Genomic DNA, 16,072 nt, shown 5'->3' with positions numbered 1-16,072 from the left:
TTGAGAAATTGTTGATATTTTATTGATAATGTACTCTTCAAGCATCGTGCACGCTATGCCGATAACTATCCATAGGGTTCGATATGCTCGATATTTCCGACTCGACCTGGGCCCGTAACCGATGAACCAACCAAGAATCTTTCCGCTGGGCGACGCCGCGCTCGTCTGCGAGGCGCCACCGCCTGCCACGCTGGACTGCCAGCGGCGCGTGTGGGCCGCCGCCGAGGCCGCGCGCGACTGGCCGCACGTGCTGGAAGTCGTGCCGGGCATGAACAATCTGACGCTCGTATTCGATCCGCTCGAAGCCGACCGCGAAGCGCTGGCCAGCCAGTTGCAAACGGCCTGGAACGCGGCGAGCGAGGTGCCCGCGTCCGGCCGTGAAGTCGAAATCCCCGTGCAGTATGGCGGCGAATTCGGCCCGGACCTGCAAGTGGTCGCCAATCACACCGGCCTGAGCGTGCGCGAAGTCGTGCAACGTCATGCAGACGGCGAGTATGTGGTGTTTTTCCTCGGCTTCCAGCCGGGCTTTGCCTATATGGGCGGGCTTGACCAGGCGCTGCACACGCCGCGCCGTGCCTCGCCGCGGCTCGAAGTGCCGGCCGGTTCAGTCGGCATCGGTGGTGAGCAGACCGGCATTTATCCGGCGACCTCGCCCGGTGGCTGGCAGTTGATCGGCCGCACCGAGCTGCCGCTGTTCGATCCGGCGCGCCGGCCGCCCACGCTGTTGCAACCGGGCGACCGGGTGCGTTTTACCGTTGCGGGGATACACGCATGATCGATGTGATTCGCGCGGGTCTCCTGACCACGATTCAGGATCTCGGCCGCCATGGCTACCGCCACCTCGGCGTCGCGATGGGTGGCGCGCTCGACCGTCTGTCGCTCGAAGTCGGCAACCGGCTGGTCGGCAACCGGCCCGATGCGGCCGGCCTCGAAATTACCTTCGGCCCAACCGTGCTGCGCTTTCTGCGCGCCACCCGTGTAGCCATCACCGGCACCGAATTCGGCGCGACGCTCGACGGCAAGCCGGTCTATTCATGGTGGAGCCTGCCGGTGCAGGCCGGCCAGGAGCTGGTGCTGAACGCGGCCAAGCGCGGCATGCGCGGCTATGTGTGCATCGCGGGCGGCATCGACGTTTTGCCGATGCTCGGCTCGCGCAGCACCGATCTCGCCGGCCAGTTCGGCGGACTCGGCGGCCGCGCGCTGCGCGACGGCGACCGTTTGCCGGTCGGCGCGCCGCCGCAACGCGGCCACCTGGGCTTCACCCCCGAAGCGCCGGAGTTCGGCGTGAAGGCGCCGGCCTGGTGCAAGTTCGTGCTGGTTCACGAGCCGCTGCGGCGCGGCCGGCATCCGTCCGGCGTACCGTGGGCCGTGCCGATCCGCGTGTTGCAAGGCCCCGAATACGGCAGTTTCACTGAAGCAGCGCACGAATCGTTCTGGTCCGACGAGTGGCTGGTCACGCCCAATAGCAACCGCATGGGCTACCGGCTTTCCGGCGCTGAACTGAAGCGCACCCAGAAAAGCGATCTGCTGTCTCACGCGGTGTTGCCCGGCACGATTCAGGTGCCGCCGAACGGCCAGCCGATCGTGCTGATGAGCGATGCGCAAACCACCGGCGGCTATCCGAAGATCGGCGCTGTGATCCAGGCCGACATGTGGAAGCTCGCTCAGGTTCGCCTGAATGCCGCCATCCGCTTCATCCCGACGACGCCCTATGAGGCGCGTCAGGCTTTGCTGGAAGAACGCACGTATTTGCGGCAGATCGACGCCGCGATTGTCATGCACGAAGAACGCTGCGCGCGCCAATCGGCGGTCGCAGCCCTCTAACAATGAGCGCCCCCAACCGCGGGCGCTTCGCACCAGGCCCCCCGACCGGGCAAGCCCCAAAGGACCTCCTGCGGAGCGCAAAACTCGGGGCGGTCCGGCGTTTTCTTGAGAGTAGAGGAACACCATGGAAATCGATTTGAACGCCGACCTCGGCGAAGGCTGCGGCTCCGACGAGGCGCTGCTCGACCTCGTCAGCTCGGCAAACATTGCGTGCGGCTGGCATGCGGGCGGCGCCAACGTCATGCGCGACTGCGTACGCTGGGCGGTGCAAAAAGGCGTGTCGATCGGCGCGCATCCGAGCTTTAACGATCCGGAAAATTTCGGCCGCAAGGAGATGGACTTGCCGGCCAGCGAGATCTACGCAGGCGTGCTCTATCAGCTCGGCGCACTGTCGGCAATCGCTCAGGCGGAGGGCGGGCGCATCGCGCACGTCAAGCCGCACGGCGCGCTCTACAACCAGGCTGCGCGCGACGCGAAAATCGCCGAGGCAATCGTCTCGGCAGTCCATGATTTCGACCCCTCGGTGGCGGTGTTCGCGCTCGCCAATAGCGGACTGGTGACGGCTGCTCGCGAAGCGGGCCTGACTGCCGTCGAAGAAGTATTCGCCGACCGCGGCTATCGGGCCGATGGCTCGCTGGTGCCGCGCAAGGAGCCGGGCGCACTACTCGATGACGAAGACGTGGTGCTGGAGCGCACGCTCGCGATGGTGCGCGAGCGCCGCGTCCAGGCAGTCGACGGGCAATGGGTACCGCTCAACGCGCAAACCATCTGCCTGCACGGTGACGGTCCGCACGCGCTGGCGTTCGCACGACGTATTCGCGGCGCACTACAGGACGCGGGCATTGAAGTTCACGCGGCCGGCGCCGCGAGCGTCTGATCCGCGCGTCTACCAACGCGCGCCGGTTAGAACGATTCAGTCGTGGCCAAACCCCGAACGCCCCGCTCCATGCGGGGCGTTTGCCAGGTGCAGGACGGATTGCCGTACCCGTGGTAACAAGGAGTAGTTGCAGTTGCAAGTTGAAGTGCAGGTGTAGTCGAAGCAACGCGGCCAGCAAGAGTCGCGACAGCAAGACGGCGCGGGATCCCTCGCGCCGGCCCACGTTAGCCGCCATAAGCGGCAAGGTTGCAACCCTGTTTGGAGATCTAGATGCAGACAACAGTCAGTCTATGGCCGCTCATTGGCGTGGCCGTCATCATCGTCGGCTTTTTATTACGGTTCAATCCGATGCTGATCGTGGCGGTTGCCGCGATCATCACGGGTCTGGCCGCGCACTTCCCGCCGGAAAAGATCCTCGCTGAAATCGGCACCGGCTTCATCAAGACCCGCAACATTCCGTTGATCATTCTGCTGCCACTGGCTGTAATCGGCCTGCTGGAAAGGCATGGTCTGCGCGAGCGCGCGCAAACGTGGATCGGCGGCATCAAGGCCGCGACCGCGGGGCGCTTGCTGATCGTCTATCTGCTGGTGCGCGAGCTGACCGCGGCTGTCGGTCTGACCGGTCTCGGCGGCCATCCGCAGATGGTGCGTCCGCTGATCGCGCCAATGGCCGAAGGCGCGACTGAAACGCGTTTCGGCAAAATCAGCGACGCGGTGCGTTTCAAGCTGCGCGCCTTCTCCGCGGCAACCGACAACGTCGGCCTGTTCTTCGGTGAAGACATCTTCGTCGCGTTCGGCGCCATCGTGCTGATGACGACCTTCCTCAAGGAGGCCGGCATCATCGTCGAGCCGATCCACGTGGCCGTCTGGGGTATCCCCACCGCGATCTGCGCGTTCATCGTTCACGGCTTCCGTCTGTATCTGCTCGACCGCAGGCTCGAGCGCGAACTGCGAGGCAATGCCGCGGCGAACACCAACTCCGTTTCGCCGACGCAACCCGCCGCAGGAGATAAAGCATGACGCTCACGATTACCTATCTGTTCTGGCTGCTGGGCGTGGTGCTGCTCATCATCGGCGGCATGATCGTCACGGACAAGGAGCACCCGCGCCGTTTCACCGCCGGCGGTTTCTGGATTCTTTACGCGCTGATCTTCCTGATCGGCGACAAGATCCCGGCCGCCGTGGTCGGCGTGCTGGTGATCGTGATGGCGCTGATCGCGGGCTTTGGCGGCGTGACCGCGGCCAAGCCGAAGCTGCTGTCGCTCGAAGCACGCAAGGCGAGCGCCGCGCGCCTCGGCAACAAGCTGTTCGTACCCGCGCTGACGATTCCGGTCGTCACCGTGATCATTACGCTGTCGGCGAGCTACCTGGTTTTCGGCGGCACGCCGCTGATCGAGAAAGCCAACGTGACGCTGATCGGCTTCGGCATCGGTTGCGTGATCGCACTCGCGATTGCCTGCGTGCTGACGCGCGATACCGTCGGCCAGTCGCTGAAAGAGGCACGCCGCCTCGTCGATGCGTTGTCGTGGGCCGCGGTGCTGCCGCAGATGCTCGGCATGCTCGGCCTCGTGTTCTCGGACGCGGGCGTCGGCAAGGCGGTCGCTCACGTCACCACCGCGTACATCAGCCTCGACTACCGCTTTGTCGCGGTGGCCGTGTATTGCATCGGCATGGCGCTCTTCACGATGGTGATGGGCAACGGCTTCGCTGCGTTCCCGGTAATGACCGGCGGCGTCGGCGTGCCGATTCTGGTTGGCGTGTTTCACGGCAATCCGGCGGTAATGGTCGCGATCGGCATGTTCTGCGGCTACTGCGGCACGCTGATGACGCCCATGGCCGCGAACTTCAACATGGTGCCGGCCGCATTGCTCGAACTGCCGGATAAGAACGCGGTGATCAAGGTTCAGGTGCCCACCGCGCTGACCTTGCTGGTCGTGAACATCTTCCTGTTGAATTTTCTGATGTTCCTGTAGGGCGACGGCCCAAGCCGTGTAGCAGATGCCGACCCCGCGCAGACGCTTCGCGCTGCCCGGTGCATTTGCCCTAGCCCGTGGCAAATGGACGCCGCCGAATTCGGAGGCGTCCGATCGTCAGGAAAGGGGCCGGAACACAAGCTGGAGGATGGTCTCCCCCATCCACATGCGCTGGCAACGCGTGCAACACGCGCCGCCAGCCCTTCCCAGCAGGTCCCTCATGGAACATCAATTCCAACCTGACAGCGCGCACACCGACGCGCCACCTTCCGCTTACCTCACCTCGCTGATCGACGCCGCGCTCGAGGCACACCAGGCCGGCCGCCTCGATGCCGCCGAACCCTTCTACCGTGAAGCGCTTGCGCTCGATCCCACGCATGCCAAGGCGCTGCATTACTTCGGCGTGCTGCAACATCAACGCGGCGATCATGGCTTCGCCGCCGAGTTGATGAGCGAAGCTCTCAAGCTCGATCGTATGGACGCCGCCTGCTGGAGCAACCGCGGGCTCGTCGCCGCCGCCCTCGGCCATCTCCAAGAAGCGATGATCTGCTATGACCAGGCGTTGCAGTTGCAGCCGGATTTCGCCGACGCGCGCAACAACTTCGGTGTCGCACTGCAAGCACAAGGGGCGCTGGAGGAAGCGATCGGCCAGTATCAGCTCGCGTTGGCAGCAAATCCGTCGCTGGTCGACGCGCATCTGAACCTCGGCACGGCGCTGAGCAAGCTCGGCCGCTACGGCGACGCGTTGGCGTGCTATCAGACCGTCAGCGCGCTCGATTCACAGTCGGCGGAAGCGCATTTCAACGCGGGGAATGCGTACAACGCACAAGGCGATGATGTCGCCGCCATTGCGAGTTTCGAACGGGCCCTGGCACTGCGCGGCAATTATGCCGAGGCGCACATCAATCTCGGCAGCCTGATCGGCAAGCTCGGCGACTACGCCGGCGCCGAATCGCAGTATCGGCGCGCGGTCGCACTGAAACCGAACCCAACGAATCTCGTTTGCCTCGGCGGATCGCTCGGCGCGCAGGGCCGTCTGGATGAAGAGGAAGGCTTCTATCGCCACGCACTGGCGCTCGATCCAGATTATGCGGATGCGCATCAGAACCTCGCGTGGCTGTTGCTCAAGCGCGGCGATTACAAGCACGGTTGGGCGGAGTTTGCGAAGCGCTGGCGCAAGAGCGACTATGCGGCGATCGCCGTGCCGGGTGTGGCCGAGTGGCACGGCGAGCCGCTCGATGGGCGCCGTCTGTTGCTGGTCGGCGAACAGGGTTTTGGCGACCACTTCCAGTTTCTGCGTTATGCGCGGGTGCTGGAGCAGCTCGGCGCGACGGTCGATATCTGCGTGCGTCAGCCGCTGCTGCAGCTGGTTGAGCGCATCCCGGGCGTGCACCGCGCATTCAGCGGCAAAGCTGACGACCAGTACGATTTCTGGGTGCCGATGATGAACGTGCCGTCGTGCGTGGGCACCGAACTGTCGACTATTCCCGCGGATGTGCCATATGTGTTCGCCGACAAGGCAAAGATCAAAACATGGCGTAAGCGGGTAGATGCAGCCGGCAAATCGAAACGCAAAGTGGGTCTGGTGTGGTCCGGCAGCCCGACGTTCGGCAATGATCGTTATCGCTCGATGACATTGGCCGATCTGGACATGCTCAGCGAGCTGAAAAATGTCGCGTGGTACGCGCTGCAGAAAGGCCCCGCGCACGATCAGCTGACCCATGCGCCCGAAGCTTTCCGCGCCCACGATTTCACCGCCGATCTGCACAACTTTGACGACACCGCCGCACTCGTCATGAATCTCGACCTGGTGATCGCCGTGGACACCGGCGTTGCGCACCTGGCCGCCGCACTCGGCAAGCCGGTGTGGGTGCTGCTGCCCGCCAACTCGGACTGGCGCTGGCTCGAAGCGCGCAACGATTCGCCGTGGTATCCGACGATGAAATTGTTCCGGCAAACGATGTTGGGCAGGGCCGGAGCATCAAATTCTGGGAAGTCGCGTGAGCTGGAGTAACTCGAATAAGTAGTCGGGATTCCAGCCGGCGACCTTGCGACGTGCGGCCACGCTGCGCTTTTTCTTACCGGATTCGGGCCGCATGCGCAGCAAATTCAAAGTGATGCGGCGCAAGGTGGCGAAATTGGCCGTCGCATTGCGCAAGCGCACGGTGCTGGCGTCCTCGCGGAAGGTCACGTCAAGGCAATGATGCAAACCATTCTCGATGGCCCAGTGCATGCGGCTCGCCTCAAGTAGGTATTTGGCGTCGGGTGCTGCGGAGCTGATCAGGTACTGCGTCTGCGAGCTGACCTGGCCCGCGATCTCGCGTGTCCGCTCAATGCGCACCAGGCTCTTAAGCCTGGGCCAGCGGTCCAGTTCGCTGAGATAGTCCGGCGCTGCCACTGCGACACAGTGACGGGTTTCAAGGCGACCATGCCCTTTATCCAGCGTCTCAAAGATCGATGGATTCATGTGCGCCCAATCGTGGGCTTTGCCGATTCGCATATAGTCTTCAACGGCCTGAGCCAGACCGGGCTGGTTATCCTTCGCAACCAGCAGATAGTCGCCACCACGCTCAGTGATCTTCTGGGCGATGGCCACCTGAGTGCCGATGGCGTCTATGGTTACCAGGCTGCCCTTGAGCGACAGGACGGGCAGCAGAGCTTCAATGGCAGTGATCTCGTTTGACTTCTCCTCGCAGCGCTGCTGCGCCAGCACCAGCCCACTTAGACTCGCGTAGGCCGTCACGCTATGCAAGGCACGCACACCCCTGGCGTGCGTGCCCGAACCACGCACACTCTTGCCGTCGATTGCGATGACCGAATGAAGATCCGGACACACCTCGCCTACCCAATTCAGCAGGCACGCATCCAGTTGCTTCGGATCGAGCACCTCGAAGATCCGTCGGATGGTGTCGTGCCCCGGGATGCCATGGGGCAATTCGAGGTATTGCCGAAGCCTCGCTTCGTTGGCAAGCCCCCATTCTTCCATCTCGTCCCACCCTTGTGCGCCGGCCAGCACAGAGAACAGCGCAATCGACAGAACGTCGATCAACTTGTGCCACGTTCGTCCAACGACGCGGGGATCTTCTATTGCCGACAGCAGACTGATCAGATGTTTTCCCGGGCTCATTTGCGCTACTCTGAAAAACCAGAAGTAAACGCTTTTTCCGCCAAGCTTACAACTCGTTGCTGTAACTCATTGCTTGTAAACGGGTTTTGGCGCTCCGGCCCTGCGATGTTGGGCGATTGGGCACCCGTGATCAAACGCGTGTCGGAAGAATTACGCGACAGCAGTCTATAAAAACCTACGCTGCGCGGATTTCGGGTGTTTCTGCGCAGCGCCTTCGCAACCGTTCGTACGCAGGCAGAATGCGTTGGCGCCGTGCCTTAAGGACGCCGACGCTGCTGCGCCAGCATGTAAGCGCGCAACAACTTGTTGATGCGTGTCTGATAGCCAGCCCCTTGTTCCTTGAACCAGCTCAGCACATCCGCATCCAGGCGCATCGTGACAGCCTGTTTCGGCGGAACGTGCAGCTCAGCGCGGGCAAAAAAGTCGTCGCCCAATTCCGGCATGTCGCTCGTGTCGATTTGCGCGTCGTCCGTTTTTGCGAGTCGTTTCCAGTCGGTTCCTGATGGTTTGCTCATAATTTCACCCGTGCTCATTTCTGTCATTCGCCATGATTCCCCGTCAATTCCAGACGCTATGCTTGTAGCGTTTGACCTCGTGTTTCGTCGCTTTGCGGGCCGAAATGATGCGGATCACATCCGCATCGCGTTCGACATACACCACCACACCTACGATGGCCGCCATCCAGCCAAGCGCGATCCAGCGATCCTCACCGTAATCTTCCCGTTCGTCTAACGCCGTCAGCACGGGATGATCGAACACGTCGATGGCGTCTCTGAAGTCGATACCGTGCTTACGGATGTTGATTTGATTCTTGATTTCGTCTCACTCAAAACGCACATACCACCTGTATTGACGTCTGTACATACATCATAGCATGCAATGGGCAGCCATGGCCGCGTGCGTCGCGAGCAATTTGCGGCGCACGTCAGCGTCGGACTAGCTGTCCAAATACCGGTTCCTATTCTGGCCGAACGGCCTACCCCGGTTAAGACTGTGGGCAGCCGCTACAAGAGTCTCGCGTAAGGCGCAGACGAATCTCACCCCGCATCCACCACAAACCCGTGCTGCCGCAAAAGCTGCAGCACGCCCTTGCGGCCGCCCAGATGCAGCGCGCCGATCGCCACGAACACCGGCTTGTTCGGTCCGGCGATCAACAGCATCCGCGAGACGAAGCGCCGGTTGCGCTCGTACATGATTCTGTTGTCGATCGAATCGGAGACCCGCTTGTCGCGCGCCAGCTTTTCGGATTTCGCGGCCTGCCAGGCCGCAATCGCATCGGCATCGCCCACGCGCCAGAGGCGGCGTAGCGTCTTCACATCGTCGACATTTTCCGCGGGCGTCTGCACCAGGTCCTGTGCGAGCATTTCGCGCTGCTGCGCGAGCGTGAGGCCGGTGAACGCGCGCATCTGCTGCGGCAAGGTTTCGAGACCGACGATCTTGCCGCGCGTCCTGATATAGACGTTCTGCAATTGCGCTTCCGTGCCGTACTCGGTTTGCAAGCCGGCACTCAACGAATCATAGGTTTCGACCACCAGAGACGCGAGCCACGGCCGCATCTTCTTGATTTCATCCAGCGCCGCGGGATTCCCCCGCAGACGGAAGGCCAGCTTGCGCCACAACGGCTCGGGCAGCAGGCCCGGCAGACAGTCGCGGCGACAGATGCCGTACTTCGACACGTCGTCCTGGGAGACCAGCAGTTCGTCGGGTGAGAGTTCGAGCGCCAGCGTCGGCGAGGCAGCCAGTGCACCGAGGATCGGCGCGCGGAACGGCTGCCTGGGCGGATAGTCGGCGGGGTCGCCGACGTGCAACGTGCCGAGCACGTAGATGGTTGTAGTGCCGCGTGTCGCGACATAGAACGGCATGCGCGCCGGCTGCGTTTGCACCGGGCCGCTTGCCGTGGTGCCGGGCGCGGCGGGTGGCGGATTGAAGCCCGGCAGGGTGGCGCGCGGCGGCGCCGGCAGATTGGGCACCGGCATGGCCGGCCGCCCCGCCTGAGCGGGCGTATTGGCGGCCGCCCCAGCGGCATGCGCGACGCCGACCGGCCCCGCGCTCAGGTGAAAAACACAACACACGCCGAAGAGCGCAGCACCGGTCAGTGCACGCGCTCCCCAGCGCCGCGCGAAAGCAGCGTTGCGGACGCCATCACGCGAGCGGCGCGTAAGACGACGCGCCGCCACCCCATCAGGCATCCACGTCCCCCACCTCCTCGGCGCGGTGACACGACACCTGACGGCCATCCACTTCCCGCAACTTCGGTTCTTCGCTGCGGCACCGGTCGATCACATACGGGCAGCGCTGGTGGAACGTGCAGCCCGAGGGCGGATTCAGCGGCGACGGCATTTCACCCTGCAGCTTGATCTTGATCGTGCGATCCGCTTCGAAGATGGAAGGCGTGGCCGACATCAGCGCACGCGTGTAGGGATGCCGCGGCTTCGAGAAAATCCGCTTCTTGTCGCCGAGCTCCGCCACGCCGCCGAAGTACATCACCATCACATCGTCGGCGATGTGCTCCACCACCGAAAGGTTGTGCGAGATGAACACGTAGCTGGTCTTGAACTGCTCCTGCAGATCCATGAACAGATTCAGAATCTGCGCCTGGATCGACACGTCCAGCGCGGACACCGGTTCATCGGCGACCACGATCTGCGGATCGAGGATCATCGCCCGGGCAATCGCCACACGCTGCCGCTGACCGCCCGAGAACATATGCGGATAGCGTTTTGCATGCTCCGGACGCAGGCCGACAGTGCGCATCATCTGCGCGATCCGTTCGGCGCGTTCGGTGGTGCTCAGTTGCGTGTTGATCGCGAGCGGTTCGCCGAGCGTCTGCTCGACAGTTTTGCGCGGATTCAGCGAAGCAAACGGATTCTGAAACACCATCTGCACGCGCCGCCGCAGTGCGGCGATTTTCGCGTGATCGGCGCCGGCCACGTCTTCACCGTCGATCAACAAGCGGCCCGCGCTGGGTGCTTCGATCATCGTGAGCTGACGGGCAAGCGTCGACTTGCCGCAACCGGATTCACCGACCACCGCTAGCGTCTTACCGCGTTCGAGCGCGAACGACACGCCGTTCAAAGCCTTGACCGTGCCCTGGCTGAACATGCCGCGCTTGACCGTGTAGTAACGCGCAAGCTTGTCGGCCACCAGCACGTGATCGCCCGCATGGTCCGACTGGCGCCGCGTTTCGGGTACTGCGTTCATCGTGCGCCTCCATGGGTATGAACGTTGGCGTCGCCGCTCAGATTCAGGGGTTTGATACAGCGCACGCGCGCGACTTCCGCGTGACCTTGCATCGGCGCCAGTGCGGGCCGCGCCTTCAGGCAGTCGTCGACCACGTATTTGCAGCGCGGTGCGAACAGACACCCTTTGGGCCGGTCGTCGCGGCCCGGCACCATGCCCGGCAGTGCAGCAAGGCGCACCGCGCCGACATTGTGCTCGGGAATCGCCGCCAGCAACGCTTCCGTATACGGATGATGCGGCGCGGCGAAGATGTCGGGCACGCGGTTGGTTTCGATCACCTCGCCAGCGTACATGACCGCGACGCGCTGCGCGACCTCGGACACCACCGCCAGATCGTGCGAGATCAGCACGAGCGCCATGCCGCGTTCCTTCTGCAGCTTGATCAGCAACTCCATGATCTGCGCCTGGATGGTCACGTCGAGCGCGGTGGTCGGTTCGTCGGCGATCAGCAGCTTCGGGTTGCAGGCGATCGCCATCGCGATCATCACGCGCTGGTTCATGCCGCCCGACATCTGATGTGGAAATGACGTGATGCGGCTCTTCGCATCAGGAATGCCGACCTGGTCGAGCAGTTCCAGCGCGCGTTTGTCCAACGCACTGCCGCGCAGGCCTTCGTGCAGCTTCAGCACTTCCTTGATCTGATAGCCGACCGTGTAGCTCGGATTCAGACTGGTGAGCGCGTCCTGGAACACCATCGCGATGTCTTTGCCGATGATCTTGCGGCGCTCTCTCGCCGAGGCCTTCAGCAAATTCTTGCCATTGAAGGTGATCTCGTCCGCGGTGACTTTGCCAGGTGCGTCGATCAGGCCCATCAGCGCCATCATCGTGACGCTCTTACCCGAGCCCGATTCGCCGACCACGCCGACCACTTCGCCCGGCGCGACATCGAGGTTGATTCGGTCGACAGCGGGCAGTCCGCTGAAGTTCACCGCGAGATTGCGGATGGTCAATAAGGTGCCGTCAGTACGCGCACGGCCGCCTGAAGCGTGCTGACCCACCGCCTCGGCGGGCAGCGACTGATGTGAACGTGGGGGTTGTTCCATGTCAGGCCATCCGTTTCAGTTTGGGATCGAGTGCATCGCGCAGCCCGTCGCCGAGCAGATTGATCGCGAGCACCGAGATCAGGATGGAGAGCCCCGGCATCGTGACGATCCACCAGGCACTGTCGATATAGTCGCGCGCCGAGGCCAGCATTGCGCCCCACTCGGCCGACGGCGGTTGCACGCCCAAGCCGAGAAAGCCGAGCGCGGCGGCATCGAGAATCGCCGACGAAAAGCCCAGGGTTGCCTGCACAATCAGCGGTGCGGTGCAGTTCGGCAGCACTTGCGAGAACATCAAACGCAGCGTGCTCGCGCCTGCAACGCGCGAAGCCGTCACATACTCTTTCTGCAATTCGCCTTGTGCCGAAGCACGCGTCAAACGCACATAGCCTGGCAATGCGACGATGGCAATCGCGAGCATCGTGTTGACGAGACCCGGACCGATGATCGCGACCACCGCAACGGCCAGCAGCAGCGAGGGCAACGCGAGCAGCACATCCATAATGCGCATGATCGGCGTGTCGGCCCACTTCTCGAAGAATGCCGCGATCAAGCCGAGCACGATGCCCGGAATCAGCGCAAGCACCACCGAGACGAAGCCGATCCAGAACGACAAGCGCGCGCCGTACATCAGACGCGAGAGGATGTCGCGGCCCGCTTCGTCGGTGCCGAGAATGAACTTCCAGTTGCCGCCGTCGAGCCAGGCGGGTGGGATCTTCACGAAGTCGCGATACTGCTCGATCGGGCTATGCGGCGCAATCAACGGCGCGAAGATCGCGATGAAGATCAACGCCAGCACGACGATGCCGGCGCAAACCGCACCACGGTTGCGTGAGAAATTCGCCCAGAATTCACGGGCGGCGATGGCGCGGCCGCTAGGCGGCGTCACCGCTGTAGGGACGGTATTTTGAATATCTGCCATTTTCATGCCTCCCGCAGAGCCGCCTCAAGGGAGGCATGCGCCCCCTCGGGGGGCAGCGAAAGTAAGAGAGCGTGGGGGTTCATATTCTTACCTCGTATGGCGAATGCGCGGATTCAGCACGCCGTACAACAGATCGACGACGAGGTTCACGACGATCACCAGCGTAGCGATCATCAGGATACCGCCCTGCACCACCGGATAGTCGCGCCGGCCGATCGCGTCGATCAGCCACTTGCCGATACCCGGCCACGAAAACAGCGTCTCGGTCAGCACCGCGCCCGCGAGCAAGGTGCCGACCTGCAAGCCGATCACGGTCACCACCGGAATCAGCGCATTACGCAAGGCATGCACGACGATCACCCGCGCAGGCGACAAGCCCTTCGCGCGTGCTGTGCGAATGTAATCCTCGCGCAACACTTCGAGCATCGACGAACGCGTCATCCGCGCGACCACCGCAAGCGGAATCGTGCCGAGCACGATGGCCGGCAAAATCAGATGGCTCAGCGCGGATTTGAACGCGCCTTCATCGGTGGACATCAGCGCGTCGATCAACATGAAACCCGTGACGTGCGGAATGTCGTATTCGACCGCGATACGGCCCGACACCGGCGTCCAGCCGAGCTTCACCGAGAACACCATGATGAGGATCAAGCCCCACCAGAAGATCGGCATCGAGTAGCCGGTCAGCGCCGTGCCCATCACACCATGATCGACCACCGTGCCGCGCCTTAAAGCCGCGAACACGCCCGCCGGCAAGCCGACGATCAGCGCGAAGAACATCGCGCAAATAGAGAGTTCAACGGTGGCGGGAAAGCGTGCGAGGAATTCGCCCATCACGCTGGTGTTGGTGATGATCGAGGTGCCGAGGTCACCATGCATCGCGCGGCCGATGTAGTGGACGTATTGCATCGGCAAGGACTCGTCGAGCCCGAGGCGGTGCATCGCGGCGGCATGCATGGCCGGATCGACGCCGCGCTCGCCCATCATCACTTCGATGGGGTCGCCCGGTATCAGGTGAATCAGCGCGAACGCAAGGATCGTGATGCCGATGAAGGTCGGTATCACCATGCCAATGCGGCGCAAAACAAAGCGGAACATGGTTCGTCCCTATGGTCTTGATGAAGAAAAAACGCAACCGGCGACGAGGGCTTGTGACCCCGGTCGCCGGACCATTTCGACCAGTTTTCTAACCGTGCGAAAAGCTACTGCGTAAGTTTGACTGCCTCTACTCTATTACTTACTTGACGCTGACGCCGTCGAAGCGCGCATAGCCGAGCGGCTCGATACGCATGTCGACCACCTTCTTGCTGACAGGTTGGTAAACCGTCGAGTGAGCGATCGGCGAGAACGGCAGCTGTTGCGCGAAAATCTGCTGCGCTTGCGTGTATGCCGTCGTACGCGCGCCTTGATCGGACGTGACGCGACCCTTCTGGATCAGATCGTCGAACGGCTTGTAGCACCACTTCGAGAAGTTGTTGCCGTTCACCGCTTCACAACCGAGCAAAGTGCCGAGCCAGTTGTCCGGATCGCCGTTGTCGCCGGTCCAGCCGATCAGCATCGTGTCGTCTTCACCTGCGTGAGCGCGCTTGATGTACTCGCCCCATTCATACGTGACGATCTTCGCCTTCACGCCGATCTTGGCCCAGTCGGCCTGGATCATTTCCGCCATCAGGCGGGCGTTCGGGTTGTATGCGCGTTGCACCGGCATCGCCCACAACGTGATGTCGAAGCCGTTCTGATAACCGGCCTTGGCCAGCAGCGCCTTGGCCTTGTCCGTATCGTACGATGCGCTCTTCAGGTTCTTGTCGTACGACCATTGGGTCGGCGGCATCGGATTCGTCGCGGCCTGGCCTGCGCCTTGATACACCGACTCGATGATCGCCTTCTTGTTGATCGCCATGTCGAGCGCCTGACGCACTTCGAGCTTGTCGACCGGCTTGTGCGTCACGTTGTACGCAAGGTAACCGAGGTTGAAGCCCGGCTGCGACGGCATGTCGATGTTCGCTTCAGCCTTCAGCGGCGCGATGTCGGCCGGACGCGGATAGCTCATCACCTGGCATTCGTCGCGCTTGAGCTTCTGCACGCGCACACCGGCGTCGGGCGTGATCGAGAAGATCAGCTTCGAGACCTTCACCGCGTTCGGCTTCCAGTAATCCGGATTGCCGTCGAAGCGGATCGTCGCGTCTTTCGTATAGCTGCGGAAGATGAACGGGCCCGTACCCACCGGGTACTGGTTGATGTCGGCGGCCTTGCCGGCCTTCAGCAGCTGGTCCGCATATTCACCCGAGAGAATCGACGCGTATTCCATCGCCAGATTCTGGATGAACGGTGCGTTGACTTCCTTCAGCGTGAATTTGACCGTGTACGGGTCGACCTTTTCGACGCTGGTAATCAGCTTGTCGAGCCCCATGTCCGTGAAGTACGGGAATTGGACCGGGTACGCCTTGCGGAACGGCTGGTTCGTGTCCAGCATGCGCTGGAACGTGAACACGACGTCGTCCGCGTTGAATTCGCGCGTCGGCTTGAAGAACGAGGTGGTCTGGAACTTCACACCGTGGCGCAGATGGAACGTGTAGGTCTTGCCGTCCGGCGAGACATCCCACTTTTCTGCCAGGCCCGGCTCGACTTTCGTGCCGCCGCGTTCGAATTCGACGAGGCGGTTATAAACGGTGAACGTGTTGGCCGTGAAGTCGACACCAGTCGTGTACTGGGCCGGATCGAAACCCGCAGGGCTGCCTTCTGAGCAGTAAACGAGTGTTTTGTTCGGAATCTCCGCATGCGCGCTCGTAGCGCCCAGCATCGATGCCGCTGCAGCTGCGACGAGCGTGGTAACACGCGCGGCGCGCAACAGGTTGTTTTGCTTCATGTTTCCTCCAGGTTCGGGGCTGGCTTCCGCCAGCGTAGCGCGATATTACTTGAGCTTTGCTCGCACCAACAAGCGGAGGAAAATACTCCCGTTGACGATCGGAAACAGATGAGGCATAAGGGCGGCCGCACGCCGGCGCTCGCCGGAACGTGCGGCACTAGAGGCCGAGGAAGCGCAAAGCGGCCCGTGAATGCTTACTGATG

At 62.5% G+C, this 16,072-nt stretch carries 15 protein-coding genes; 6 read left to right on the top strand and 9 right to left on the bottom strand.

Features of this window, described 5'->3' with window-relative positions:
• The first annotated feature begins 121 nt into the window (after window positions 1-121).
• The 6 genes from pxpB (at window position 122) to P0D84_RS00595 (ending at window position 6,688) form a co-directional block, all read left to right on the top strand.
• Window positions 122-775, top strand: a complete 654-nt coding sequence (gene pxpB / locus P0D84_RS00620) for a 5-oxoprolinase subunit PxpB (protein ID WP_408331604.1) — start codon at window positions 122-124, stop codon at window positions 773-775.
• Entirely contained in the window at window positions 772-1,824 is a 1,053-nt protein-coding gene (locus tag P0D84_RS00615) for a 5-oxoprolinase subunit C family protein (protein WP_408331602.1), read from the top strand. Before pxpB ends, P0D84_RS00615 begins: the two co-directional genes overlap by 4 nt.
• 124 nt (window positions 1,825-1,948) lie before the next feature.
• Complete coding sequence (gene pxpA, locus P0D84_RS00610; protein WP_408331600.1) at window positions 1,949-2,701, top strand: 5-oxoprolinase subunit PxpA; 753 nt, start codon at window positions 1,949-1,951, stop codon at window positions 2,699-2,701.
• 270 nt (window positions 2,702-2,971) lie between these two features.
• The gene (locus P0D84_RS00605) at window positions 2,972-3,721 is read left to right on the top strand and encodes a DUF969 domain-containing protein (protein ID WP_408331598.1); all 750 of its coding nucleotides are present in this window, start codon (window positions 2,972-2,974) and stop codon (window positions 3,719-3,721) included.
• Entirely contained in the window at window positions 3,718-4,674 is a 957-nt protein-coding gene (locus P0D84_RS00600) for a DUF979 domain-containing protein (RefSeq protein ID WP_408331596.1), read from the top strand. The genes P0D84_RS00605 and P0D84_RS00600 overlap by 4 nt, the downstream gene beginning before the upstream one ends.
• A gap of 220 nt (window positions 4,675-4,894) precedes the next feature.
• The gene (locus P0D84_RS00595; RefSeq protein ID WP_408331594.1) at window positions 4,895-6,688 is read left to right on the top strand and encodes a tetratricopeptide repeat protein; all 1,794 of its coding nucleotides are present in this window, start codon (window positions 4,895-4,897) and stop codon (window positions 6,686-6,688) included.
• Here P0D84_RS00595 and P0D84_RS00590 read toward each other — a convergent pair.
• The 9 genes from P0D84_RS00590 to P0D84_RS00550 form a co-directional block, all read right to left on the bottom strand.
• Entirely contained in the window at window positions 6,656-7,801 is a 1,146-nt protein-coding gene (locus P0D84_RS00590; RefSeq protein ID WP_408331415.1) for an ISAs1 family transposase, read from the bottom strand. The two genes, P0D84_RS00595 and P0D84_RS00590, sit on opposite strands and share 33 nt — an antisense overlap.
• Before the next feature lie 257 nt (window positions 7,802-8,058).
• A complete protein-coding gene (locus P0D84_RS00585) occupies window positions 8,059-8,334 on the bottom strand; it encodes a BrnA antitoxin family protein (RefSeq protein ID WP_408331592.1) in 276 nt (91 codons plus the stop codon).
• Between the two features lie 25 nt (window positions 8,335-8,359).
• Window positions 8,360-8,617 (bottom strand): BrnT family toxin, encoded by a 258-nt coding sequence (locus tag P0D84_RS00580; RefSeq protein ID WP_408339593.1) that lies wholly within the window; start codon window positions 8,615-8,617, stop codon window positions 8,360-8,362.
• Window positions 8,618-8,838: 221 nt separating this feature from the next.
• Entirely contained in the window at window positions 8,839-9,990 is a 1,152-nt protein-coding gene (locus P0D84_RS00575; RefSeq protein ID WP_408331590.1) for a TraB/GumN family protein, read from the bottom strand.
• Entirely contained in the window at window positions 9,983-11,002 is a 1,020-nt protein-coding gene (locus tag P0D84_RS00570) for a peptide ABC transporter ATP-binding protein (protein ID WP_408331587.1), read from the bottom strand. Before P0D84_RS00570 ends, P0D84_RS00575 begins: the two co-directional genes overlap by 8 nt.
• Window positions 10,999-11,991 carry an ABC transporter ATP-binding protein gene (locus tag P0D84_RS00565; RefSeq protein ID WP_408339590.1) on the bottom strand — a complete coding sequence of 331 codons (993 nt, stop codon included), beginning with the start codon at window positions 11,989-11,991 and terminating at the stop codon, window positions 10,999-11,001. The genes P0D84_RS00570 and P0D84_RS00565 overlap by 4 nt, the downstream gene beginning before the upstream one ends.
• 94 nt (window positions 11,992-12,085) lie before the next feature.
• Window positions 12,086-13,003 (bottom strand): ABC transporter permease subunit, encoded by a 918-nt coding sequence (locus P0D84_RS00560; protein ID WP_408331585.1) that lies wholly within the window; start codon window positions 13,001-13,003, stop codon window positions 12,086-12,088.
• An 87-nt stretch (window positions 13,004-13,090) separates the two neighbouring features.
• The gene (locus P0D84_RS00555; protein WP_408331583.1) at window positions 13,091-14,101 is read right to left on the bottom strand and encodes an ABC transporter permease subunit; all 1,011 of its coding nucleotides are present in this window, start codon (window positions 14,099-14,101) and stop codon (window positions 13,091-13,093) included.
• A gap of 139 nt (window positions 14,102-14,240) precedes the next feature.
• Window positions 14,241-15,869: an ABC transporter substrate-binding protein gene (locus P0D84_RS00550; protein ID WP_408331581.1), complete on the bottom strand. Its 1,629-nt coding sequence runs from the start codon at window positions 15,867-15,869 to the stop codon at window positions 14,241-14,243.
• Window positions 15,870-16,072 lie beyond the last annotated feature (203 nt).

It is taken from the genome of Paraburkholderia sp. RL17-337-BIB-A, from assembly GCF_046025895.1.
GTDB classification, from domain to species: Bacteria; Pseudomonadota; Gammaproteobacteria; order Burkholderiales; family Burkholderiaceae; genus Paraburkholderia; species Paraburkholderia fungorum_C.
The sequence above is the reverse complement of the archived record's forward strand: the minus strand, read 5'-3'. Positions and strand labels throughout refer to the sequence as shown.